This window comes from Arcicella aquatica, assembly GCF_034928825.1.
In the GTDB taxonomy this organism is placed as follows: Bacteria; Bacteroidota; Bacteroidia; order Cytophagales; family Spirosomataceae; genus Arcicella; species Arcicella aquatica.
In genome coordinates this window covers 1-23,945 of sequence record NZ_JAYFUL010000048.1, presented here as the reverse complement: position 1 = coordinate 23,945, position 23,945 = coordinate 1, and the positions used below count along the sequence as shown (strand labels likewise).

The following is a 23,945-nucleotide window of genomic DNA, read 5'->3' as shown; positions in this document are numbered from 1 at the left end:
AACCTGTAAGAGTATTTAACCCTTACAGGTTTTTTTATGCATAATAAGATAGAAATCAGAAAAATAATTATACCTTTGCACCACTAACTTTAAAACGATTCTTTCAGTATCATTACTAACATGAAGCTAAGACAAATTTTCTGCTAAAATCCTCTCTCGGCTCTGCAAAATCCAGTCTTCATGGATATTGCCCTCCGAAAGGGCAGTAATTTCAACATCAACCATTTCTGTTTAAACTTGTTTTTAATTTCTGTAAGATAAAACCAATTGCGTATCTTTAAAAATACACAATCTGTTTAGTCGTCGGCTTTTAGCTAGCCAGTAATTAGGACGAATAGCAACAATATTAACGAAAACAACAATGTCAATATAAGATAACACGCGCAAAATTGTACATGTATTCTTTCAACAACAGGATTTAGAATAATCATATTGAAAGGTAATCATGTAAAGGCCTGATGATTTTAGGCTATTTATAAAATTCCAATATTGAACATCAAGATATTATGCATACTACCGAAGAAGTAAAAGAGACAGCCGTTTTAGTGGCTGTACAAACACAAAAACAAACAGCAGAACAAACAAAAGAATACCTAGACGAATTGGCTTTCTTGGCAGATACGTCACAAATCAATACGCTTTATACTTTTACACAAAAATTAGAAAAACCTGATACACGTACTTATGTGGGGAAAGGTAAGATGCAGGATATTATCGCTTATGTAGTGGATAATGATGTAGACATGGTAATTTTTGATGATGACCTTTCGCCTGTTCAAATAAGAAATATTGAAACTGAATTTGCCAAATTTCAGCATGAAGTAAAGATTCTTGACCGTAGTTTATTGATTCTAAACATCTTTGCGATGCGTGCCAAAACAGTTCAGGCAAAAACGCAAGTGGAACTGGCACAGCAACAGTATATTTTGCCACGATTAACAAGGATGTGGACTCACCTTTCTAAACAGCGAGGTGGCGTGGGTATGCGTGGGCCAGGTGAAAAAGAATTAGAGACTGACCGTCGTATTGCTAATGATAGAATCGTTTTCTTGAAAGAGAAACTCAAGCAAATTGATAAGCAAGCGTTTACGCAGCGAAAAAACAGAGACCGAATGGTGCGTGTATCCTTAGTAGGTTATACCAACGTTGGTAAATCTACTTTGATGCGTCGCCTAGCCAAAGCAGAAGTATTTGCAGAAAATAAACTTTTTGCTACGGTGGATGCTACGGTGAGAAAAGTGACTTTCGATACTATTCCTTTTTTATTGTCAGATACGGTAGGGTTTATCAGAAAATTACCTACGATGTTGATTGAATCATTTAAATCGACCTTGGATGAAGTAAGAGAAGCAGATATTTTATTACACGTTGTAGATATTTCTCATCCAAATTATGAGGAACACATCGAGGTTGTCAATTCAACGTTAACTGAAATTGGTGCAGCCGACAAGCCAACGATTCTTGTTTTTAATAAGATAGATTTATTCTCGTCGGAAGAAGTTGTTATCAATGATTGGGAGATTGGGTCTGGGAATGAACCTGAAAACCAACAAAGCAGGATTGAAAAAGTAACGGCTTTCTTGAAAAATTCGTACATGAATAACCCTCAACCTCAAACGGTTTTTATTTCAGCTGAACAAAAAGAAAACATAGAAGAGCTAAGAGAAACCATTGTGAAAGCAGTGAAAGAAAAGCACATCCTTATTTTCCCAAATTGGCTAAATGAAGTTCATTATTCAACTGATGAACTGGAAGAGGAAGAAGAATAACAAGCGAATATTCTTCGCTTGCCTTGATTATTAAAGAGTTTTTAGAGAAATTTGCAGTTATTGAGATTACAAGAGAATTTTTCCTTGTAATCTCAACAAAGGCGCCATAGTTCAACGGATAGAATAGACGTTTCCTAAACGTTCGATGCGGGTTCGATTCCCACTGGGGCCACAAATAGGGTTTTTGAATACCAATTAGGATATTTTTCTTGATTCTAATCAACTAAAACATAAGTCATACCGAATTTTTCCTAAAATTGTGCGTTTTGTAAACAATTTGAGAGGTTTTCTACTTAATTATCGTCTAGTCCTTACTTTTCTTTCCTTGATGAAAGAAAAGTAACAAAAGAAAATCAAGAATTCCTAAACTCGCTCCGCTCAAACAGTAGGAATTCGTTGCCCATCAATCATAGAAAAGCGGTCGAAAAACTAATTTCGACCGCTTTTCTATGATTTTGAAATTCGTGATGACTCATGTTTCTTGATTTATGGATACAGATTAGAGTTCCGTTAGGAATTAGGAACACTATATCGCCGACCGTCGTTGCGGTAGAAGAAGTATCACGGATAGGTTGTTTTGGTCGAGAAATCTCAAGACTTTTGGGATTATACTTTGGTAGTTTTTAAGGATAAAGAATCTAATATCGTAATGACGAACTCTTAGCATTTCTCTTACAAGTAATGGCTTGATTAAGATTACTCCGTAATGCTGGCAACATGAGGTTGGCCCACTGAATCATATCTAAATCGTTTGATTCTACTAAAACTTTTTCTAAGGAATCTATCGCATCTTTGTTGCTCAAAACCATGATATTACAAAAAGCAAAGTCAAAATCACTTTTCGACTCTTTATTCAATTTGCCGTAAGTATCAATAGCATGGTTTGATAAGGCTGTGGGAATACTGATTGATTTTTTCTTAGCAATTGCTTTTATATTTTTTAATGATTTATAATGCAATACTTCCATCATTTTACCCAATACTCTTACTTCATATTGTTGGCTATTATGTTGTGCCAACTGCCCTAGTTTTATTTCTTCTAAATCAATTTCTGCAACATTTACTAAAAACTCTTTGTCATTTTCTAGTGCTATGTGGTCAAGTGTAGTTTCTTTGGCTTGATAAATATTAGAAAAACTTTCATCAGGTCTTGGATAACGATGATTACAAGATATAAAGCCAAACATAATAAGGCATCCTACTACTACGCTGAACCACAAAGTATTGTTTAAATAAATGGTTGTTTTCATATTGTTTTACTGATTGAAATAAATCCTACCCTATCGATACAGTATTTGCTAATCACTACAAAGACATTTATAACTACATATCTGTTATAATCAGTTGCCATTCTTTGCTTGACATCACTGGCGTCTTCCCCTGTAGGCTTTTTTCGATAGTCAACCTTGCCATCAAATAGCTTACTGTAGATTCCGCTCCTTGATTAAGGTTTACATAATTCTCTTCTAGTCCGTCATAGCACCCTCCTGTACAAGGATTATAGATAATCTGATGCAGATGGTTATTCCCTAAAAACCAATTAAAGGCTATCTTCATTTTATGTAAGTATTCGTCCTCTCTGAAAACTTCATAGAATTTATTAAGCGCCAATATCGTATAGGCTACATCAATGGGTTGCTCTCCTCCTATTGCATTTTGTACAGTATCTTCTTCTTTATTTAGCCAACATTTATTAGAAATCACTTTAATACGTTGTTGGTTGAATGTCTTGGATAAAAGAAAGTCAAAAGATGATTTGGCAATTTGCTTATACACAGATTCGCCAGTGGCTAAATAAGCACATAACATTGCTTCTGGCAGAATACTATTGCCATAAGTAAGGTAACTTTCATACCATTGCCAGTCTTTATTGGCTTCATGTTTGTACATCTGAACCAACCTGTTAGCAAGTTCTCTGATAAGCGCAATATTATTTTTGGATTTATAGCGCGTATTGCGATAATACAAGCCTTTTATGATAAATGCCATTGCACGGGTAGAGAATATTTTTTGAACATTCTGTAATGCTAATTGAATAGTCGCTTCGGCATCATTTGCTAGTTCCTCAGGGAGGATTGCACTTTTGAAAATTAAAAAGCCCAAAGCCCAAATCGCTCTCCCATTAGAATCAGCAAGGTTTGTCGTATTATTTTGTTCTGTAAATTCTTTTTCTTCATTCACATAATTCAAGAAATACCCTTCTTTTTGTAAACAGAATTTGATGAAATTGAAATAAAGCTTAATGTATGCTAAATCTGATTCATCATGTGTTAATTCATAGTGCTGACACATTGCCACCATTGCTCTGGCATTATCATCTAGGGTATAGCCAGAATCAATATCGGGCTGGTTGATGATAGAAAACTGAATCATGCCAAAATCAGTACTCAATTTCTTGATATGGTCTAGGTTTAGCACAGGCAGATTATACTGCAACGTAATTTGTGCTAAACCAATTTCCTCGAATAAAATAGCATGAGCAATCGCAGCGTTTTCCCAAGCTGTTGATGCCATTTTGTGTAAACCATTAGAGCTAATGTTTTTTCTAAGGGTCTCATTGGCTAATAAACTTTTAACAGCATGAGCCAATTGATGCGAATTTTCAAAATCGATGATAACTCCTGCATCATTCTTTAATACCTCACGAGCATGCGGTATCGGGGTGGAAACAATAGGACAACCACAGCTAATGGCATAAGAAAAAGTGCCACTAACAGCTTGGTTGGGGTCTTTAGAGGTAAACAGATAAACATCAGTAAGTTGTAAGTATTCAAGCAATTCGGGTAATGGTAAAAAACTATTGATAAATCTAACATTTTCTTGCAGCGAAAGAGCGACAACTTTCGCTTCTAAATATTCTCTATATCGTTCTCCATCTCGTTTAATCACTGATGGATGCGTTTTACCAATGATTAAAAAGAGTACATCAGGGTTTTCTTTCACTATATCGGGTAGCGCATCTAAGGTTGTTTCGATGTTCTTCCCTGAGCTTAACAATCCGAAGGTCGAAAGTATTTTCCTACCCGTTAGCTTATATTTACTTTTTAGTATTTCTTTATCTAAATGTGGCACTAAGTGTGTGCCATGAGGAATAACCGTAATTTTATCCTTTGGTATTTCGTAAGCCTCTATCAGGATTTTAGCTGACGAATTGGTCATCACAATAACAGATTGTACAATATGTGAAATTTGCTGTACTGTATCTTTTAAAGTTGGATTGGGGTCTGGTAAAACCGTATGAAAAACAATAATTATAGGTTTTGTGAGTGCCTTAAGGAATTTTTTAAACTCTACTTCATTCTTTTCAAAGAATCCAAATTCATGCTGAATCATCACCATTTGAATATCCTCATTTTTATTAATCCTAAAAGCTAATTTGGTAAATGAGCTTTCATTGCTAGTATCCAGGATATATTTTGGTTCTTCGGAATAAGTATGTTTTTCATTTTCAGATTCTAACGGACAAATACTTATTTTAAAAGAATGATCAAATTTATTATTTAAGGCTTTAATCAAATCTTGTGAATAGGTAGCAATGCCACATTCGCGAGGTGGAAAAGAAGTAATGAATAATATTTCTGGTAATAACTTCTTTTTATTTTCAAGACCATTTAACCCATCTCCCATAAAAGAATTGGAACTTTCTGGCATCTGAAATTTATTATGATGCTGTACTATTTGATTTATCATTTTATTATGTGTTAAGCATTAACTCTTTCACGAGTGCGGTTAAACTCAGGGAAGCACAGGCTATTTGTTCGTCGGCAGCACCGTAATAAATATAGAGCGTATCGCCAAACAAGGCTGTTCCCGTCGGGAAACAAACATTGTTTACTTCTCCTTTAAGCTCCCAAGCTTGGTCGGGCTTGAATAATGGATAAGGTAAACGTGCTATTTCCTTTTGTGGATTCTGTAAGTCGAGCAATGCCACACAAGCCGAATATACATAACCCTTTACAGAATCTTGAACACCGTGATATATCAGCACCCACCCTTCTTTTGTTTCTATTGGTGGACAACCCGTCCCTATATAACTTACCTCATGGTCAAATTTTGGGATAAGCACAATGTTTTCGTCCAGATGAAGAAAGTAATTTTGCCAGAATTCATTAGTAAGATCCTCTAAATGATTGATAGCCACTACAATTTGAATATCCGGTTTTATACGATGTAAAAAACAAAGTTTATCATTTATTCTCCTTGGGAAAAAGATTAAGTTTTTATCCCAAAGAAGCATTTGCTTACCTTCTTTTTCAATAATTCCAAGATGTTGATTATACCTTGGGTACTTGTCATCTAATGCATTTTTAGCTTCAGAAAGTCGTCTAAACTCCTCATAAGTAATTTGAGGCACGATAATCCCTTTTTTTTCAAAATTTACTAAATCTGTTGACGTAGCCAATGCTCCTAGAGCATTTACACCATCGTAGGCGGTGTAAGTCAGGTAATATAAATCATCAATTTTTACAATTCTTGGGTCTTCAACACCGTGCGACTCATACTCAAACTGAGGGAAAAGTATTGGTGATTCTGAACGAGACTCAACAACCAAAGGCCCTTTCAATTTACAATATCCAATACTTGAATAATTCCCTTTGCTAACGGCCCTGTAAAAAAGATGTACATATTCGCCTTCTTTGTATACTGCTGGATTGAGCACTCCTTCATTTTCAAAACCCAAAGTGGTTTTTTCCAAAAGAATACCTGTTTTGATTACTTCTATCATAAAAGGGTTGCTGATGTTAGTAAAATTTATGTTAAGCTTCGCTACCTTTTTCTTTACGTTTGGCAGCCTTCGCCTCTCTTTTTTCCTTTAGGTTCTTTACAGGCGCTTTTTTGCCTGTTTTTTCTTTACCTTCTTTCTCTTTCGACATATCGTTTTTGATTATTTTACCATCAAAGCCTATTAAAATAATTTCTTACATAAGCTACCTGTTGGTTATCAGTCATTTTATCACTTGTCTTTACTTCAATCTTAATGTTCTTATAATGCTGGTCTTGATTCAAAATATTAAACAATTCAACTTTTGCATCTGTTGGACCAAATAATAATACTTCATCATACCCTATTATTTCTGTAGCTATTTTTTTATAAAAATCCATTTCAAGGTGTTGCTCCTTGTTATGCATAATATTTTCACTTTTACTTAAGCTTTGCTCTTTTTCTTCATGTGTAAAATCAGATGTTATTATTTTACGCTCAATGAAAATATTGCTGTATTCCATTAAATTGGCTGTTGAGTGATCCATCCAGATACCCAATTTCTTTTTTGTAGTCATTATTCTTGATGTTGTTTTTGTATATAAGATTGAAGCTGTTTAAACTTTCCGTTTCTGAGGTGAAAGTATTGTATTTTTGAATTGATTTTTTCAACATTTGCGAAGCATAGCATCGCTACGCTGAGTAAATTTTGGAACAAGCTATGCTAAAAGACTTAGTTTAACCCGAAAGGGAAAGTTTAAATAGCTTCATTATTTGAATAATATAGGTTTAGAGGTTAAATAGCCCTATTATTCTGTATTTCCACGATTATGATTGGTATTGTACTTTTTCAATAATGCTAATAAAGAATCGTAATAATCTTGTAAATTTTTCTGATTTACCGCTGGGTTAACAACATCTGGGACACTAATTGGCATTTCTTCAACATATTTTGATAGTTCAGGAAATTTCTCTTGGATAAGCATCGTTATTTTCAGAATCTCGTCGTTAAGTTCACTTTCTGTTTTCATAAAGTTTAAGGATTAGCTGTAAAAAACAATTGCACAGGAACTTTCTGGTCAAAAATTGATTTATTTGGTAATCCCTTAAAAAAGCTCCCTGTTGGCATTAAATTGGGTTTAAGCTCTTTCTGAATAGCTTGCCTGATTTTCTGGCAAAGTATTCTTTCATTAGAAGGTTTATTGATAAACGTTTTTGCACCAAGCTGAAGGATATCGTTAATCCTAGCCATATCATTGGTAAGAAATACCACCGGAATATTTTTAATTCGGGGGTTATTTAAAATATTACTAAAGCATTCAATACCGCCCATAATAGGCATATTGATGTCAGTAAAAATTAAGTCTGGAAGAATTTCTGCCTTTTCTAATTGTTCTAAGGCTTCTTTTCCATTATTTGCAAGTCCAAACAGACGAACTTCGAGTATCTCACTCAAGGCTTCTATAAAAAACCTTTGGTCATCTTTGTCATCTTCGATTAATAATATATTTTTTGTGGTTTTCATATTCTTTGGCTTTCAATTAGTCTTCATAGCCACTTTTAATAATGGTTGAAATCATTTTAAACTGTACATTCGCATTAAAACAGTAGGTTGAATGGGCTGGAATAATAATTCCTTCGCCTAATTTTAGCTTAAACTTTTTATCATTTATCATTAACTCTGCTGAACCATCAATAATCTGAATATATATATCGTAAGGAAGTTTTTTTTGTGATAATTCTTCTCCAGCGTCTAAAGAAGAGATAGTAATATTTCCTGTTGCCCTTTTAATGATTGTCTTGTTGACCACAGTATTGGATACATATTCTATGATTTCTACAATGATATGTGCTTTTGACTTTTCTAATTCAGCATCTTCCATACCTATCATTCGATTTAATGTTGATTGAACTATCTAATACAAAGGTTGGCAAATCGACATTAGAATGTGTTACACAACTTTTTAAATTTGTTGCATCATTCACAGATTTAACTATTTTTGAAGGGATAAAAGGCAGATTTATTCTTTAACTATTTACTCGTCAATCATTTGCAAAATGATATTGAAAGGCAATGAAGCAGCTTACATTAAAAAGTTGAATACAATTAACTAGTTAGGGTATTCAACATATTTAATGTACTCTGATTAATGTCGAGATGTTGTTTGCTGACTGCTTCAAATGGTGTAAAGCAAAGCTCATTTTTTTGCACCCCTACCATTACATTTTGTTTGCCTTCTAATAAAGCAATCACAGCAGTGTACCCAAATTTTGAAGCAAGGATTCTGTCCGCAGCCGACGGACTACCCCCTCTTTGGATATGTCCCAAAATACAAATACCTATGTAATGTGTGGGCATATATTTTCTAACCATTTCAGCCGTTTTATAGGCTCCTCCATTTTCATCTCCCTCAGCAACGACAATGATTAATGAGGCTTTTTTTCTATCCCACCCTTTTTTGAGGATATTCTCAAGGTTTTTAATATCAGCTTTTGATTCGGGAATTAAGATAGACTCTGCACCAGAGGCAAGTCCAGCTCCATAGGCAATATAACCAGAATCTCTACCCATTACTTCTACCAAAAATATTCGTTCATGCGACTCAGCCGTATCTCTAATTTTATCAATTGCCTCCATAGCAGTGTTCAATGCAGTATCATAACCTATACAAACATCTGTTCCTGCAATATCGTTATCAATTGTTTTAGGGATACCAATAAAAGGAATATCAGCATATTCCTCCATAAAAGCTTTTACACCCGCAAATGAGCCATCGCCCCCAATAAGCACTATGGCATCAATCTGTGCTTTTTTGATGTTTTCATACGCCATTAATCTCCCTTCTTTTGTTTTGAATAGTTCACTTCTGGAAGATTTAAGGATAGTACCTCCCAACTGTATAATATTGCTTACACTTTGTGCTTGAAGGTGGATAAAATCTCCAGCGATTAATCCTTCAAAACCATGTTGAATACCTACAATTTTCAATTGATGAAAGATTGCAGTCCTTACTACGGCTCTGATACAGGCGTTGAGCCCAGGGACATCCCCGCCTGATGTCATTACCGCAATCTTCTTTATTTTTTGTGTTTCAGATTGACTCATTATAATATTATTAATAGATTTTAGGAGCATCATTATCAAGTATTTTTCTCATTTCCTTGTACTCCTCTAGCGTAATTTCACCTGCTGCGTACCGTTTCTGTAAAATATGGTGCGCCGAATTTCTTTTTGTTCTTTGCCCTGGTACTTCATAAGGCGTAACGAACAGCCAAAAAAGCAAACCAACCCAAATAAACCACCATAAAAAGTGCATTCCCCAATACGAGTCGTTATAAAACATCATGATAATTATTTATGTTAAAAAGTATTCACTCTCAACAGAATGCTCAAAGTGAATGCTTTGATTATCAACTATTAACTATTAACCTACTAATGAGTATCGGTATTCTACTACCAAGTTGTTTTCTAAATGCCAGACACCGGGTGCATTCCAAGCGATTCTTTCAGCCTCATCTTTTTGAAAAATAGACTCGACTGTTCCACTTAATGTTACTTTATGTCCATTTACTTTAACCTTAATATCAGCATTGACAATAGACCATGTACGTCCTAGCGCCTGCTCAATATCTTTTTGTTCAATTTCGTCAGCAGTTTCTTCCTTTATAGCAATATCATTCGTTACACCTTTAACATGTTGAAGGCTACTTACAGCTTTCTTAGCAGCTTCTTTTTGATAATTCCATCGTACATTTCCCGTTAGTGTAACCCAACCATCTTCAATTTTTACTTTTATCGTATCATGCGGTACTTGCCAATCCCATTTCAAAGCATTTAGGGCATCTTTGGCAGTTTCTTCATCATTTATCTGGAGCGAGCCTTTAAATTTTATTTGAATCTTTTCTATTACAGCACTTACTCCTACTACATTTTTTGCAGCCGTTTCTGCTTCATTCTTTTTAATATAATTGTCAACTGTACCTGTTAATGTTACTATACCATCTTTAGCAGTAACACCAATTTCTGCTGCATGTAAAAGTGGCTCCCATTTGATAGCTTCCTGAACATCTTTTTGCAATTCTTCGTTACTTTTCATTATTGTATTGTTAAAATGTGAAATTGTTTTCACGTTGTAAAGGTGCCTTCTTTACTCAGAGAAAGTATTACACAATACTTTAATTGTTTTACAACATTCACACATATTTTAAAATATTTTCGATGTATGGCATACAATAACTACTTAGTAATAAAGCATATACCATCTTTATCAATCATCTTAGGCACTTCTATATTTCTTAAAAAACCAAACCTTCAGTAAGTCAGCTGTGATAATATATGTCGCCACAATCAATAACATCAACCCAAGATTTAAGAGTGGTAATGGAACCAAGCCTACCTCGTTGGCAAAGGGCAGATAAGGCATAGCAATTGTAAGAACTAGCCCCACGATGCTCAGGATAAACAAGTAACTACCGGGTTTACTTTTAAAGAAATTTTTGTGTGTCCTAATGATAAATAGGATAAACAATTCTGTTAGGATAGATTCAATAAACCATGCTGTTTGAAAAGCCGATTCCTTCACTTTTAATACATACAAAAGCGTCAGAAAGGTAATCACATCAAACAACGAGCTATGTATTCCAAAAACGACCATGTAGTTTCGGATAAATTTTAAATCCCATTTCCCAGGTTTATCTAATTGCTCTTGGTCAACATTATCAGAAGCAACCGTTAAATAAGGAAAATCCGTAATGAAATTGGTCAGTAAAATTTGCTTAGGCAACATTGGTAAAAAAGGCAACAATAATGAGGCTATCGCTACACTAAACATATTACCAAAAGTAGAGCCTGTATTAATAAAAATGTACTTCAAGGTATTAGCAAAGGTTTTTCGCCCTTCTTTAATACCATCTACAACAACCATGAGGTTTTTTTCTAACAAAACAAAGTCTGCGGCTTCTCTGGCTACATCTACGGCATTTTCTACAGAAATTCCTACGTCGGCAGCATTAATGGCCGATACATCATTGATGCCATCGCCCATATAAGCAACAGTGTATGTTTTTCTGAGGGCAAATATGATTCTTTCTTTTTGTTGTGGTTCTACCTCTGCAAAAATATGCGTTTTCTTTACCAAGAGTTTTAAGGCTTCTGGACTGGTGTTAAAGAGGGTCTCTCCTGTCATCACTACTGGGTTTTTAATACCAATACTCAGTGCAATAGACTTTGCCACATTTTTATTATCGCCAGTAATAATTTTCAGGTTTACTGCTAATTTTTTCAATTCATCGATGGTCTCAATGATTCCTTCTTTTACAGGGTCTTGAAGCAAGATAAATCCTGCAAAAATCATGTCTTTTTCATCTTCTTTTGATATATCATCTTTTTCAATATTTTTATAGCATAATCCAATAGCCCGCATACCACTGAGACCAAATTCTTCAAATTTTTGCTCAATAACTGTCTGATAATCTGACAGGTCTGCTATTGAGTCATTCGTTAACTTTACTTTCGAACAAATACTGAATATTTGTGTAAAAGCTCCTTTACAAATCAGTAGGCTTTTGCTATTTGTCTGAACGGCAATACTTAATCTTTTACGAATAAAATCATAGGGTACCTCTCCAATTTTTTTGGCTATTTCTTTGGGCTTGAGGTTTAATCCTTTTAGGGCTTCATCAATGGGGTTGGTATAACCTGTTTCAAATGAGGCATTCCAAAAAGCCAAGAGTTTTACAAATTCACTTTGTTCGCCAAAACCATCCAATAACCCTGCTACCTTAATGGCTCCTTCGGTTATAGTCCCTGTTTTATCGGTGCATAATAAATTTACTTCGCCTAGGTTCTGAATAGAAGCCAATTTCTTTACGATTACTTTCTTCTCTAGCATTCGTTTTGCTCCGGCACTCATAGCGATAGTTGTGATGGCGGGTAGTAATTCTGGAGCCATTCCAACAGCCAAGGCCAAAGCAAACAAGGCAGAATCAATAACGCTTTTATGATTGACTAGATTGACTATTAAAATAAAAAACGAGAGTACTAAGGTGATTTTCATGAGGAAATAGCCGAAGTCTTTAATGCCTTTTTCAAAAGTGGTTTCTGTTAAGGTATTGATGCTTTGGGCTATGCTTCCAAATATAGTGTTAGTCCCTGTATTGATAACCAGTGCCTTGGCATTGCCACTAACAATGTTAGAGCCCTCCCATAAACAGTTTATTCGTTTTGCTAATTCGGTATGTTCGGCTAAGATGCCAACATCTTTTCTTACTGGGTAAGACTCTCCTGTTAGGCTCGATTCATTGACGTGTAATTCATTGGCTTCAATTAATAAACAGTCTGCTGGAATCATATCTCCTGCTTTAAACAAAAGAATATCGCCAGCCACTATCTTTGATGAATCAACTTGTTGTTCTTCGCCATCTCTAAGTACATTGCTTTTCAGCGAAATCATGGATTGCAATTTCTCGACTACTTTCCCAGCATTTCTCTCTTGAAAAAAACTCATTAAGCCAGTAGAAATCACGATAAAAAGTATGATAAAAACATCGGAAGTATCGCCAAGGAAAGCAGATAGGATGACAGCACCAATCAATAAAAGCATAAGCGGACTTTTGAATTGTCCGATAAAAAGAACCAAATCTTTTTCGAAAGAAGACTTTGTTTTTTTGTGATGCGGTGATTGTAGCAATATTTCATTCGCTTCAGCCTGCGAAAGCCCTTTGGCAGTGGAATTCAATTGCTGAAACCAATACGTTGGCTCAAATTGCCAAAAGTTATTTGCTGGTAAAATCTGCATAAAAATATTGTCTGATTTACTTATGATAGACGACCTTCTTCATTCATAAAATACAATGGGTCAGCCGACACGTATTAATCTCGTGCAAGCTAACCCATTGTATTGTGACAATACATGATGTTCATCATGTCATTCGATATTTTTTATCACCAATTCATTCATCGTAAATATATTATTCCTTTCCTAAACTTTAGGAAGGAAGAGAGCCATCATTCCATGACTATTTTAATGACAAAGATGAGCCCTTTGTTCAGCCTTTTAGGTATGTTGCTAATAGCATCCATCTTGACTGACGGTAGACAGCATACGTAATTGCCTTAATTTATCTATTTACCATAAATAAATACTTATTCGATTTATTGCTTAATGCTATTATTCTGGCATAATCAGTTTTAAGTAACCTCTGTTGGGCATTAATCATAATACGTTGATAGGTAGAGATATTTCCTTGATTATCCTTCAAGGCTCTTCTATAAGTATTAATGACTTCGTCATCGGTATGTAAACAGACATTTAACATTGCTTTGCGGTAATTTCCTGAAAACATTGCTTTTAAATCCATCAAAAAGTTAAAAAGTTTATTTGTTGCCTTTATTTCTCTGGTTGGCGTACCTCCAAGGTCATAAATTTCGTCTATTAGTTCACTTTTACAAAGTTCACTAGTTTGTTTAAACAAAGGGAATAGTACCTTTAAATCTGTTTCGTCTGTTTCAATCGTTGCTGTTTCATAGCTTTCTATTCTCTCGTTATTAACTTCAATCAGAGAGTTTAATAGTTGTATGGATTTTTCTTTGTTCATTGTATTGATAGAATTAAGTTTTGAGATTATTGGTACTAGCTATTGGCTTGTGAATTAATACACAATTAATCTGATAGGTTATGTATTAATTCACAAGTCAGAACATGTTTAAAAATTATATTTTGTTTATATCCAAAAAGCAATATTTCCTTTCGTAAGTCCTTACTTTTCTTGTCTTGACACAAGAAAAGTAACAAAAGAAAGTCAAGAAATTCCAAACTCGCTATCGCTCAAACAGTGGAATTTCACTAAATGCTAACGCCTAAATAGGATAAAACTTTAAGTGATAAATCTTTTCGAAATTTAAACATACTCTCAACGTATATTGTTCTGAACTACAGCAGAAGAATCAGTAATAATACGATAATGATAATGGCTCCTACTGAAAGATATACGCCACCGCCTACTTCTTTTAATGACTTTTTAATTGAACGAACTTCTTTTCGCAAGGCTTTTTTCTCTACCGAACTCATGTTCGATTTATCCATAGCCTTGATTTCTTCTAATCTGTTAATTAAAGTGCTTGCTGCTGTTGATGCTACTTTTTCTGTTACTGCTTTCTCTGGTTCAGCAACTTCCGCTTTTAGTGTAAAAGGCATTACCATCACCAATACCATCGTGATTAAAATATACGATTTAAGTTTTTTCATCTTTTTAGTTTTTATAGCTTGATTTTTAGTATTTAGTGAAGCTGTTTAAACTTTCCGTTTCTGAGGTGAAAGTATTGTATTTTTGAATTGATTTTTTCAAAATTTGCGAAGCATAGCATCGCTACGTTGAGTAAATTTTGGAACAAGCTATGCTAAAAGACTTAGTTTAACCCGAAAGGAAAAGTTTAAACAGCTTCAGTGTAAAGTTGAGGTATAAAAAGCTAGAAAACCTTACATGATTTTGGAAAATAGTTACATCATTCACAGATTTTCGAGGGTACTTCTTTTTTTGAGTTTAAGGGTTTTAAAAAAGGATGGTGTTAAACCCGTTACCTTTTTGAATTGATTAGAAAGATGAGCCACACTACTGTAATGTAGCTTATTAGCTATTTCAGTAAGGTTTAGCTCATCATAAATGATTAGTTCTTTTACTCGTTCAATTTTATGAAGAAGAATATACTGTTCAACCGTAGTGCCTTCCGTTTCAGAAAAAAGATTGGATAAATACGTATAATCATATTTAAGTTTTTCACTTAAATAAATCGAGAAGTTAATTTTAGGGATTTCGTCCGTGTAATGAACCATCTCAACAACTACATTTTTAATCTTTTCGATTAACATAGCTTTTTTATCATCCATGAGTTCTAGGCCCGATTTTGCAAGGGCGATTTTAATTTGGTTATGTTGTTCTTGGGAGATATTTTCCATGATTTCTACTTCACCCAAATGTACATTTACATAATGTAATCCAAGTGTTTTTAACTCTGCTTTCACCACCATTTTACAACGATGGCTGACCATGTATTTTATAAATAATTTCATACCTTATCTATCAAGTTGGTTTACGTTGTCACTAATTATTCCAGACAACGCAAAAGGGTGGGAAGATCTAGCAAGTTAAGGCTTTACAAAAAGCGTTATTCCAATTCCATTATTCGTTGATATTACATTCTGGCCATATACCAATTCAACTCATTTTCCATTTTATGATACTTAAAAGTAGTTGAAATAATTTGTTGTAAGCGAAAAAAGGCTGTTTCACTCTTTACCACATAATCATAAGCATGGTGGTGCATACAGTTTATGGCCACATCTATTCTATCTTGTTGCGATAACATCACTACAGGTATTTTAACATCAAAAGCTTTGATTTCATCCAATACTTGTATGCCGTTCATTGCGTGTTTATCAATCCCATCTAGCAAATAATCTAAAATAATGATATCGGGGTTATGCGATAAGTTTTCTAAACATAGCTCGCCTGTAATATACGTTTCAACGATAAATGTATCTAGTTGAAGGAATTCTATTTCTAGCGATTTCAAAAACACGACATCATCATCTACTAGGAAAATTCTAATTTTATTTTCGTTTTTCATTATTTATTAGCTGAATGTATGTCAACTGTAATTTAACTATAAATAATCATTAAGGTAGCTGTTACTTAATTTCTTTAATTCTCTTGAGTTCTTCCTCCAATTCTGTGCAAGCTTGCAAGCATACTGTTTCGAGTTGTAATACCAAATCTTGTATACCATCTAATTGTTCTAGGCGGCTGGCGTATTCTTGAATCTTTTTGGCCATTTCTTCAAAGTCTGCACTAATCCCCATGATTGAAAAAGAAGGAATAATTTTATGCATGGCCGAATATAACAAATGCCAGTCTTTATTTAATAGGCTTTGTTTCATTGTGTAGATTAATGGAGGTGTCTGCAATAAATAGAGCGAAATCATTTCCATCATCAATTTTGGATTCGATTTTGTTCGATGTACCAAATAATCAAGATCTACATATTTAGCCTTTTTTATTGCACTATTTTCTTTGTCTTCTTCATCATTCTCTTTAAGAGGCATCTTTTGGTTGACTAAGCTAATAATTTTACTGTATAATGTTCGCTCATCAACGGGTTTAGCTAGATAATCATTCATTCCTACTTCATTACACTTTGCCAAGTCAACCGTGGTAACATCAGCCGTTAAAGCAATAATGGGAATTTTAGATTTCATCGTATTCCTAATATAATCGGTAGCCTCAAAACCATTCATTTCAGGCATTTGCAAATCCATCAAAATAATATCGTATGGTTTTGTCTCTAGTTTTTCAATGGCTAATTTCCCATTGGCGGTAATATCACATTCAAAGCCGAAATCATCTAATAATGTTTTCATCAATAATTGATTGAGTGCCATATCTTCAACGACCAATACATTGATGTTTTTAATTTCTGTATTCAGTTCCATTATCTTCGTTTCTAATTCAGCCTCCGCATTTGTTTTTTGAAAACTCAATATAAAACTAAATGAAGACCCTTCATCGACTTTACTTTTTACAATAACTTTTACACCCTGTAAGTCTAATAATTGTTTTACGATGGCAAGCCCTAAACCTGTCCCGCCATATAACCTTGATGTTCCACTAGAGGCTTGTTGGAAGTTCTCAAATATCTTTTCGATTTTATCTTCTGTAATACCAATACCTGTATCTGCCACGGTAAATTCAACATTTACATTTTCTTCATCTTCAGAGAGCAAACGGACACTTACCGTAATTTTACCTTTAGTGGTAAACTTTACGGCATTACTCACCAAATTAAGAATGATTTGATGTAAACGCACTGGGTCTCCAATCAATACTTCTGGAATATTATCATCGTATTCGGTAACAAGTACTAAGTTTTTTTCCTGAATTTTAGTTTCAAATAAATGAAGCATTGCCGAGATAGATAATGCCAATTTAAAAGGGGTTTGCTCAAAGGTCATTTTGCCAGCATCTACTTTGGCTAAGTCTAGGATATCATTAATCAGTACAATTAAGGCATCGCCACTCATTTTTATAGCGGTTAGATACTCTTTTTGTTTTGCCGTTAATTCTGTTTTCAAGACTACCTTTGTAAACCCAATAATAGCATTCATCGGTGTACGAATCTCATGACTCATATTAGATAAAAATTGCTGTTTGGCTTTTACTGCATTTTCAGCAATTTGGGTGGCACTTTCGGCTTTGCTTTGTGCTTCTTCTGCAAATAACTTTGCTTCATTCAATTCTTTTTCAATCTTTTTTTGTGAAGCAATGTCCCTTGCCATTATTACAGCCCCCAGCACTTCGCCAGCTTCATCTTTATAGACAAAACCATTAAAAAGAACGTCAGTAAGCTTATGGTCTATGATGGTGAGTTGAAAATCTGAAACGAAACCCTTCGCAAATATTTCCTGATAAATTTCACGGGCTTTTTGAGGTTCAGTACAATAAACCACAAAATCTGTATTGATTACTTCTTCACGTACTTTGCCTGTAATATTTACAAAAACCTCATTCATATCAACAATTTTCCCATCACTACTAATGATGACCATTGCATTTAAATTAGCTTCTATCAGACTTCTAGCGTATGCGGATTCTTGTTTTTTTAAGGTTTTCATTGTTTATATTTTATACAGGCTTCATCATAGGTTGTTAAGGCTTTTTTTAGAAAGCGTGTTTGTAGATAAATAAAAGATATATTCTTAATTCAATTAGCAGAGAATGCTTCTTAATTTGTAGTTTCCAGAATGGTATTTTGTCTCTTTTCTTTTAATTCTTTAAAATGAGAAGGAGAAAGCCCCGTTACTTTTTTAAATTGATTAGATAAATGAGCTACACTACTATAATTCATTTTATAGGCGATTTTTGTAAAGTTTAGTTCGCCATAAATAATTAACTCTTTGATGCGTTCTACTTTTTGAGCAATGATAAATTGCTCAATGGTAGTGCCTTGTACTTCTGAAAATAAATTAGCTAGATGCGTGTACTCTTGATTTAGTTTTTTACTTAAATAGTCTGAAATATTTGTTTTGCCCGTTTCCTCATCACTATGGTAGACCATCTCTTTAATTGCAATTTTTAATTTTTCAATCAATTCAGATTTTTTGTCATCTATTAGTTCAAGCCCTGCACTTAGCAAAGCAATCTTTAATTGCTTTGTTTGTTCTACAGAAATATCTTCCATGATTTCAACTTCCCCCAAATCAACCACGATAAAATGTAGCCCAAGTGTTTTTAACACATCTTTCACTATCATTTTACATCGTAAACTGACCATGTATTTAATATATAGTGTCATTTTTGTCCATTCATTTAGTCTTCGTAACCACTTTTTATCACAGTCGAAATCATTTTAAATTGTTCGTTTGCATTAAATATATGCGAAGCATGTGCAGGAATAATAATACCTTCACCTAGCTTTAATCTGTGTTTTTTCCCACTAATAGTTAGCTCGGCAGCGCCATCTATAATTTGAATGTAATTATCGAAAGGAGAAGTTTTTTCGGCTAATTCTTCCCCTGCATCAAAAGACGATGCGGTGATATTACCCGTTAATTTTTTAATGATGGTTTTGCTTACTACTGCGTTAGGAATATATTCAATGATTTCAATAATGATGTGTGCTTTTGATTTTTCAATTTCTCCTGTCTCCATGCTTAATTTTGGTTTTACTTGAATTTAATATAAAACTATCAGTAAAGGTGAGCATCTTATTCGACAATAACCTTACATCATTAAATAATAACCTTACATAATTCACATATTTTCAAAATTGGGCAGTAAAAAGGGATAAATAGCATATTGTCAAACATATTACATTGAAAAACAAGCAATTATATTACTACTGCTTGCACTATAATAAGTACTGACTTCGTGACAAAAGAAAGGTAAGTTCAATCATTAAAAACTGATTTGATTTACCAACTTAAATAAGTTTTGATACAAATTCGTATCCACTACTGAGAATATGCTTCTATTTGGGCAAAAATACTTAATTTTGTTACAGTGGTGATTCCGACTATGAGTCATACAGTTGTGACTGATGAGTTATGTATTAAAATGCTGTATCAATACTTTAAACTGCAGCAGCTTACTACTCACAACTCACAAATCGTTCATATACAACGTTTTACAAACTAAATTCATACATTTTGAAGACCATTTCAATAGCTTTGTGTACATATAATGGTGCTAGGTTTTTAAGAGAACAACTTCAAAGCATTGCGAATCAAAAGCTTTTACCTAACGAAATCATTATTACAGACGATTGCTCTACTGATGATACAGAAAGTATTGTAAATGAATTCAAAAGCCTCCTCAACATCATTTTCATTCGGAATGCAACGCCTCTGAAGGTTAGTAAAAATTTTGAAAAAGCAATTTCTCTTTGTACCAGTGATATCATTACTTTATGTGACCAAGACGACCTTTGGCACCCTGAAAAACTATCCATTATTCACAATTATTTTCAAACAAATCCTTTAAAGTTAGCCGTATTCTCTAATGCTAAATTGATTGATGAAAAAGGGAAGGATTTAGGACAAACCTTTTGGCAAAAAGTAAGGTTAAATACTCCGCAAATAGAGGCTTGGCAACAAGGAGAGGCACTGGAGGTTAATCTTCATGGGAATAGAGTAGCTGGCTGTATGCTAGCTTTTAAGAAAGAATTATTAACATTTTGCCAACCATTTCCTGCATTCAAGCCCCCAATGATTCATGACGGCTGGCTAACGTTGATAGCTTGTATGTTTAATGGCATTGGATTGATTGATAAGCCATTAATTTCGTACCGTCAGCATGAAGCGCAACAAGTAGGCACTAGGGCGGTACAACAAGGCAAGGTATTAAGTTTAAAAGAACGACTAGCGCGTCCAAGATCTGAAAAACTTGCTCCTTTTATTCAGAAAAGAGATGAATATAGCTATTTAAGCACCATCATTAAACAATATTTAGGTCAAAAAGATGGTTTAATAGTAAGTAACAATTTTAAAAAGATAGATTCCGTCATAGATTTTTATGAAACCAGAGCTACCCTACCTATATTTCATTTACTAAGAATTTTGCCTGTTATGAAATTATTAATAACGGGCGCATATCATCGCTATAAAGACCAAGAGGCTTCATGGAAAGCACCTTATATTGCGGCTTTTGGTGATTTATTTGAATAATGAAAACCCTTACCCATGAAATTAATATATACCGTTTGTACTTCTAATTATCTATATCAAGCCCTGACTTTGGGGGAATCTATCAAAAAGACTAACCCTGAGTACGAGTTTATCATCTGTCTTGCTGATAAAATACCCGTACTTGATTTCGAAATTCCCTATCAACTTATTCCTGTAGAAAGCATCAACTTTCCTGCTCTGGAAGATTATAGCACTAAATTTATCACCCTTGAGCTTGCCTGTGCATTAAAACCTATTTTTGCCCTTCATTTGTTAGCAATAAATCCAGCTTTAGAGAAACTGATTTATTTAGATACAGATATTTACCTGTACGGGTCGCTTGAGGGTGTTGAAAAGAATCTTGATGAACATGATATTATCATTACACCGCATATTACGAAGGAGATTCCGTTATCTGAGCGTTGGAATGAAAAGCAGTACTTGAATGCGGGTTTGTATAATGCAGGTTTCATTGCTTTTAAGCGAACGGAAAATACATTAAAGTTCTTGGATTGGTGGCAAACTCATTTAAACAAATACGGGTACGTGGATTACTGCAAAGGAATGTTTGTCGACCAATTATGTTTGAACTTTGTTCCTGTATTTTATGATAAAGTATTGATTGATTACAATCCTAGCCTGAATATAGCTTATTGGAATTTGCAAGAACGACAGCTAACTGTTAAAGATGGTAGCTATTTTGTGAATGATACTAACCCTTTAGTTTTCTTTCATTTCAGTGGATATAATCCAGAGAAGCCAAAGTTGGTGTCAAAACATCTTAAATTATCAAGCGATAAAAGCCAGCAGGCTTTGAAACAAATCTTGCAACAATATAGAATTTCTTTAATTAAAAACCACTTCAACTACTTTAAAGGCATGATACCTAGTTATGGTATTTATGTGGCACCTCCAAAAGAAAAGCATATTGTTGGAAAATTGATTGAGAAGTCGGCTTGGAAAGTAATTAATTACATAGAAAATTTTTAAGGATTTTCTATGTAATTAACCTCTATAGCATTTTAAGCCTTTGCGATAGCCTTGTTAATTTCACTTGCCAAAGCTGGTCCTTCGTAAATAAAGCCTGTGTAAATTTGTACTAAACTGGCCCCTGCATTGAGTTTTTCGATGGCATCTTTCGAAGAATGAATACCCCCTACTCCGATAATTGGGAATGCTTTATTTGATTTTTCTGATAAATAACGAATCACTTCTGTAGAACGCTTTTCGACTGGTTTTCCACTCAATCCTCCCATTTCTGATTTCAATGCCTCCGCAGCCACTAATCCTTCACGAGAAATGGTAGTATTGGTAGCAATCACGCCTGCAATATGCGTTTCTTGGACAATCTCGATGATATCATCTAACTGAGAATCCGTCAAATCTGGTGCTATCTTCAACAAAATGGGTTTAGACTTAGCTCGTTTTTCATTTTCAGTTTGCAATGTTTGCAGTAAATTCTTCAACGGCTCTTTCTCTTGTAAAGCTCTAAGATTAGGCGTATTGGGCGAACTTACATTTACCACAAAATAATCAACGACATCGAATAATTCGTGGAAACAAATTAGGTAATCATCCACTGCATTTTCGTTGGGTGTTATTTTGTTCTTACCAATGTTTCCCCCGATTAAAATGTCAGATTTTCTTTGCTTTAACCTGACAACGGCTTCTTTTACACCTTCGTTGTTAAAACCCATTCTGTTAATAAGGGCTTCGTCTTCTTTCAAACGAAACAAACGAGGTTTATCATTACCCGGTTGTGGTTTCGGCGTGAGTGTCCCGATTTCAATAAAGCCAAAACCCATGGTAGACAGTTCGTCAACCAAGAGGGCATTTTTATCAAAACCAGCAGCTAAACCTACAGGGTTTTTGAATGTCAATCCAAATACTTCTCTTTCCAATACTGGATTTTCATAATGATAGAGAGCTTTGAAAATCGAAGAAACAAAAGGGATTTTAAACAAGAGTTTTACTAAACTAAAAGTAATATGATGGGCTTTTTCAGCATCAAATTGAAATAAAAGAGGCTGGAGAAAAAATTTGTACATGGATTATGTTTTTCATGAAAAATAATGGTAAAATTACTAAAAGCCCAAAGAAAAACCTCTCAAGTATTAAATAACTTGAGAGGTTTTTCTTTATCTGTTATCGTAAAGCTTACAACTTATTGCTTACAATTACTTGCTGGCTGGTTTTTTAAAAATCGACACATCAATAGTTGGGTTCAATTTGATTGATTCCGTTTCAATAGTCATCGTCCCACCCATTGGGTTTGCAGTTTCCATTGTATAAGGAAAAGTTAGTCCATCGATTTGTTTAAAGTTCGAGAAACTCACTTCTGCTTCAATTTCTTGCCCTTGTACTTTACGTTTTCCTGTTGTTTTTAATGTATAGTATGTTGATGTCGACACATATAAGTTGGTAACATCTCCATTTTTTTCTGTTAGTTTCAACTTGTAAACATCAGCGCCATCTACTTTTTCAGTTCCCACTAATTCTACCGTAGAACCTTTTTCTTTATAATATAATAAAGAGCCCCCCAAATCTACTTGTTTACGAGACTCTCTAACCAAAGCAATAGGCATATCTTCAGGTTCTCCTGTTCCGCCCATCATTGCTGGTCTAACAGACCAACCTGTTTCTCCATCTACCGCCGTAATAATTGATTGTCCCATTACTGAAACATCACTTCTTAAAGACTTACCATTCACAATGACTGTTTTACTATCAATATCCATGCCTTGAACCGAGAATTTATTTTTCATCTCTAAGCCCTTTAAAGCTTTCCATTTTTCCAATCCACCCATTGCTTCAATGTGTTTTGCCACAACTTCATCTGCAGTTTGCGCGAATACACTAGCAGTAGTTGCTATTACAATTAGCGCCGAAGTAATAATTTTTGAGATTTTCATCGTTGTTTTTTTAATGTTATTAACTAATAATTGCTTGGTTTAATGATATGCTATTATGCATAATAGTAATTATGGTTGAAATGTAGCGAGTATTATATTCATGACAAAATATAATCTTGATAATCAGTGAATTTAGAGGATGAATGGAGGGAGTTATGAGTTATGAGTTATGAGTTATGAGTTATGAGTTATGAGTTATGAGTTATGAGTTATGAGTTATGAGTTATGATGTGCTTGCCTAAAATAGGTTGACATAAATTTCAACTTATTTATGAGCAAATCGAAATCAGATTCTAAAAAAAGTACAAGTTTAAAAATTCGTCAACGACGTATTTTTAGTGAATCA

Annotated in this window: 23 protein-coding genes and 1 tRNA gene; 4 read left to right on the top strand and 20 right to left on the bottom strand. The window is 34.2% G+C overall.

Features of this window, described 5'->3' with window-relative positions:
* Positions 1–506: 506 nt before the first annotated feature.
* On the top strand, positions 507–1,769 hold the full coding sequence (gene hflX / locus VB264_RS20685; protein WP_323252544.1) for a GTPase HflX: 1,263 nt from the start codon (positions 507–509) through the stop codon (positions 1,767–1,769).
* Positions 1,770–1,869: 100 nt separating this feature from the next.
* Positions 1,870–1,941, top strand: a tRNA-Arg gene (locus tag VB264_RS20680).
* Positions 1,942–2,407: 466 nt separating this feature from the next.
* Here the strand turns inward: VB264_RS20680 and VB264_RS20675 are convergent.
* From VB264_RS20675 to VB264_RS20590, 18 genes are all read right to left on the bottom strand, one after another.
* The gene (locus VB264_RS20675) at positions 2,408–3,019 is read right to left on the bottom strand and encodes a DUF4142 domain-containing protein (protein WP_323252542.1); all 612 of its coding nucleotides are present in this window, start codon (positions 3,017–3,019) and stop codon (positions 2,408–2,410) included.
* Between the two features lie 73 nt (positions 3,020–3,092).
* Positions 3,093–5,459, bottom strand: a complete 2,367-nt coding sequence (locus tag VB264_RS20670) for a glycosyltransferase (protein ID WP_323252540.1) — start codon at positions 5,457–5,459, stop codon at positions 3,093–3,095.
* Between the two features lie 4 nt (positions 5,460–5,463).
* Complete coding sequence (locus VB264_RS20665; protein ID WP_323252538.1) at positions 5,464–6,495, bottom strand: glycoside hydrolase family 130 protein; 1,032 nt, start codon at positions 6,493–6,495, stop codon at positions 5,464–5,466.
* A 170-nt stretch (positions 6,496–6,665) separates the two neighbouring features.
* Positions 6,666–7,049 carry a hypothetical protein gene (locus VB264_RS20660; RefSeq protein WP_323252536.1) on the bottom strand — a complete coding sequence of 128 codons (384 nt, stop codon included), beginning with the start codon at positions 7,047–7,049 and terminating at the stop codon, positions 6,666–6,668.
* Between the two features lie 231 nt (positions 7,050–7,280).
* Positions 7,281–7,502 (bottom strand): hypothetical protein, encoded by a 222-nt coding sequence (locus VB264_RS20655; protein ID WP_323252534.1) that lies wholly within the window; start codon positions 7,500–7,502, stop codon positions 7,281–7,283.
* Between the two features lie 5 nt (positions 7,503–7,507).
* Positions 7,508–7,996, bottom strand: a complete 489-nt coding sequence (locus VB264_RS20650) for a response regulator (RefSeq protein ID WP_323252532.1) — start codon at positions 7,994–7,996, stop codon at positions 7,508–7,510.
* Positions 7,997–8,012: 16 nt separating this feature from the next.
* Positions 8,013–8,363, bottom strand: coding sequence for a cupin domain-containing protein (locus tag VB264_RS20645; RefSeq protein ID WP_323252530.1), 351 nt, complete (start codon positions 8,361–8,363; stop codon positions 8,013–8,015).
* Between the two features lie 215 nt (positions 8,364–8,578).
* A complete protein-coding gene (gene pfkA / locus VB264_RS20640) occupies positions 8,579–9,553 on the bottom strand; it encodes a 6-phosphofructokinase (RefSeq protein WP_407654669.1) in 975 nt (324 codons plus the stop codon).
* Positions 9,554–9,587: 34 nt separating this feature from the next.
* On the bottom strand, positions 9,588–9,815 hold the full coding sequence (locus VB264_RS20635) for an SHOCT domain-containing protein (protein ID WP_323252526.1): 228 nt from the start codon (positions 9,813–9,815) through the stop codon (positions 9,588–9,590).
* Positions 9,816–9,896: 81 nt separating this feature from the next.
* Entirely contained in the window at positions 9,897–10,568 is a 672-nt protein-coding gene (locus VB264_RS20630) for a BON domain-containing protein (RefSeq protein ID WP_323252524.1), read from the bottom strand.
* Between the two features lie 180 nt (positions 10,569–10,748).
* Entirely contained in the window at positions 10,749–13,268 is a 2,520-nt protein-coding gene (gene mgtA / locus VB264_RS20625; RefSeq protein WP_323252522.1) for a magnesium-translocating P-type ATPase, read from the bottom strand.
* Between the two features lie 322 nt (positions 13,269–13,590).
* Positions 13,591–14,067, bottom strand: coding sequence for a DUF2383 domain-containing protein (locus tag VB264_RS20620; protein WP_323252520.1), 477 nt, complete (start codon positions 14,065–14,067; stop codon positions 13,591–13,593).
* 335 nt (positions 14,068–14,402) lie between these two features.
* Positions 14,403–14,717, bottom strand: a complete 315-nt coding sequence (locus tag VB264_RS20615) for a hypothetical protein (protein WP_323252518.1) — start codon at positions 14,715–14,717, stop codon at positions 14,403–14,405.
* A gap of 261 nt (positions 14,718–14,978) precedes the next feature.
* The gene (locus VB264_RS20610) at positions 14,979–15,539 is read right to left on the bottom strand and encodes a helix-turn-helix domain-containing protein (RefSeq protein ID WP_323252515.1); all 561 of its coding nucleotides are present in this window, start codon (positions 15,537–15,539) and stop codon (positions 14,979–14,981) included.
* Between the two features lie 122 nt (positions 15,540–15,661).
* Positions 15,662–16,096, bottom strand: a complete 435-nt coding sequence (locus VB264_RS20605; RefSeq protein ID WP_323252513.1) for a response regulator — start codon at positions 16,094–16,096, stop codon at positions 15,662–15,664.
* A gap of 61 nt (positions 16,097–16,157) precedes the next feature.
* Positions 16,158–18,137 (bottom strand): ATP-binding protein, encoded by a 1,980-nt coding sequence (locus VB264_RS20600; RefSeq protein ID WP_323252511.1) that lies wholly within the window; start codon positions 18,135–18,137, stop codon positions 16,158–16,160.
* A 110-nt stretch (positions 18,138–18,247) separates the two neighbouring features.
* Positions 18,248–18,817 carry a helix-turn-helix domain-containing protein gene (locus tag VB264_RS20595; protein ID WP_323252508.1) on the bottom strand — a complete coding sequence of 190 codons (570 nt, stop codon included), beginning with the start codon at positions 18,815–18,817 and terminating at the stop codon, positions 18,248–18,250.
* Between the two features lie 14 nt (positions 18,818–18,831).
* Positions 18,832–19,173, bottom strand: coding sequence for a cupin domain-containing protein (locus VB264_RS20590; protein WP_323252506.1), 342 nt, complete (start codon positions 19,171–19,173; stop codon positions 18,832–18,834).
* 497 nt (positions 19,174–19,670) lie between these two features.
* Here VB264_RS20590 and VB264_RS20585 point away from each other — a divergent pair, with 497 nt between their 5' ends.
* Together VB264_RS20585 and VB264_RS20580 are read left to right on the top strand one after the other, a co-directional pair.
* Positions 19,671–20,687, top strand: coding sequence for a glycosyltransferase family 2 protein (locus tag VB264_RS20585; protein ID WP_323252504.1), 1,017 nt, complete (start codon positions 19,671–19,673; stop codon positions 20,685–20,687).
* 15 nt (positions 20,688–20,702) lie between these two features.
* A complete protein-coding gene (locus tag VB264_RS20580; RefSeq protein ID WP_323252502.1) occupies positions 20,703–21,677 on the top strand; it encodes a hypothetical protein in 975 nt (324 codons plus the stop codon).
* A 32-nt stretch (positions 21,678–21,709) separates the two neighbouring features.
* Here VB264_RS20580 and VB264_RS20575 read toward each other — a convergent pair whose 3' ends face one another.
* Positions 21,710–22,735 (bottom strand): quinone-dependent dihydroorotate dehydrogenase, encoded by a 1,026-nt coding sequence (locus VB264_RS20575; RefSeq protein ID WP_323252500.1) that lies wholly within the window; start codon positions 22,733–22,735, stop codon positions 21,710–21,712.
* 129 nt (positions 22,736–22,864) lie between these two features.
* Positions 22,865–23,599 carry an outer membrane lipoprotein-sorting protein gene (locus tag VB264_RS20570; protein WP_323252498.1) on the bottom strand — a complete coding sequence of 245 codons (735 nt, stop codon included), beginning with the start codon at positions 23,597–23,599 and terminating at the stop codon, positions 22,865–22,867.
* Positions 23,600–23,945 lie beyond the last annotated feature (346 nt).

What these genes read in the sequence shown, in the direction of transcription:
- hflX (WP_323252544.1), top strand. Translation starts at nt 507, where the DNA reads ATGCATACTACCGAAGAAGTAAAAGAGACAGCCGTTTTAGTGGCTGTA.
- VB264_RS20675 (WP_323252542.1), bottom strand. Translation starts at nt 3,019, where the DNA reads ATGAAAACAACCATTTATTTAAACAATACTTTGTGGTTCAGCGTAGTA.
- VB264_RS20670 (WP_323252540.1), bottom strand. Translation starts at nt 5,459, where the DNA reads ATGATAAATCAAATAGTACAGCATCATAATAAATTTCAGATGCCAGAA.
- VB264_RS20665 (WP_323252538.1), bottom strand. Translation starts at nt 6,495, where the DNA reads ATGATAGAAGTAATCAAAACAGGTATTCTTTTGGAAAAAACCACTTTG.
- VB264_RS20660 (WP_323252536.1), bottom strand. Translation starts at nt 7,049, where the DNA reads ATGACTACAAAAAAGAAATTGGGTATCTGGATGGATCACTCAACAGCC.
- VB264_RS20655 (WP_323252534.1), bottom strand. Translation starts at nt 7,502, where the DNA reads ATGAAAACAGAAAGTGAACTTAACGACGAGATTCTGAAAATAACGATG.
- VB264_RS20650 (WP_323252532.1), bottom strand. Translation starts at nt 7,996, where the DNA reads ATGAAAACCACAAAAAATATATTATTAATCGAAGATGACAAAGATGAC.
- VB264_RS20645 (WP_323252530.1), bottom strand. Translation starts at nt 8,363, where the DNA reads ATGATAGGTATGGAAGATGCTGAATTAGAAAAGTCAAAAGCACATATC.
- VB264_RS20635 (WP_323252526.1), bottom strand. Translation starts at nt 9,815, where the DNA reads ATGTTTTATAACGACTCGTATTGGGGAATGCACTTTTTATGGTGGTTT.
- VB264_RS20630 (WP_323252524.1), bottom strand. Translation starts at nt 10,568, where the DNA reads ATGAAAAGTAACGAAGAATTGCAAAAAGATGTTCAGGAAGCTATCAAA.
- mgtA (WP_323252522.1), bottom strand. Translation starts at nt 13,268, where the DNA reads ATGCAGATTTTACCAGCAAATAACTTTTGGCAATTTGAGCCAACGTAT.
- VB264_RS20620 (WP_323252520.1), bottom strand. Translation starts at nt 14,067, where the DNA reads ATGAACAAAGAAAAATCCATACAACTATTAAACTCTCTGATTGAAGTT.
- VB264_RS20615 (WP_323252518.1), bottom strand. Translation starts at nt 14,717, where the DNA reads ATGAAAAAACTTAAATCGTATATTTTAATCACGATGGTATTGGTGATG.
- VB264_RS20610 (WP_323252515.1), bottom strand. Translation starts at nt 15,539, where the DNA reads ATGAAATTATTTATAAAATACATGGTCAGCCATCGTTGTAAAATGGTG.
- VB264_RS20605 (WP_323252513.1), bottom strand. Translation starts at nt 16,096, where the DNA reads ATGAAAAACGAAAATAAAATTAGAATTTTCCTAGTAGATGATGATGTC.
- VB264_RS20600 (WP_323252511.1), bottom strand. Translation starts at nt 18,137, where the DNA reads ATGAAAACCTTAAAAAAACAAGAATCCGCATACGCTAGAAGTCTGATA.
- VB264_RS20595 (WP_323252508.1), bottom strand. Translation starts at nt 18,817, where the DNA reads ATGACACTATATATTAAATACATGGTCAGTTTACGATGTAAAATGATA.
- VB264_RS20590 (WP_323252506.1), bottom strand. Translation starts at nt 19,173, where the DNA reads ATGGAGACAGGAGAAATTGAAAAATCAAAAGCACACATCATTATTGAA.
- VB264_RS20580 (WP_323252502.1), top strand. Translation starts at nt 20,703, where the DNA reads ATGAAATTAATATATACCGTTTGTACTTCTAATTATCTATATCAAGCC.
- VB264_RS20575 (WP_323252500.1), bottom strand. Translation starts at nt 22,735, where the DNA reads ATGTACAAATTTTTTCTCCAGCCTCTTTTATTTCAATTTGATGCTGAA.
- VB264_RS20570 (WP_323252498.1), bottom strand. Translation starts at nt 23,599, where the DNA reads ATGAAAATCTCAAAAATTATTACTTCGGCGCTAATTGTAATAGCAACT.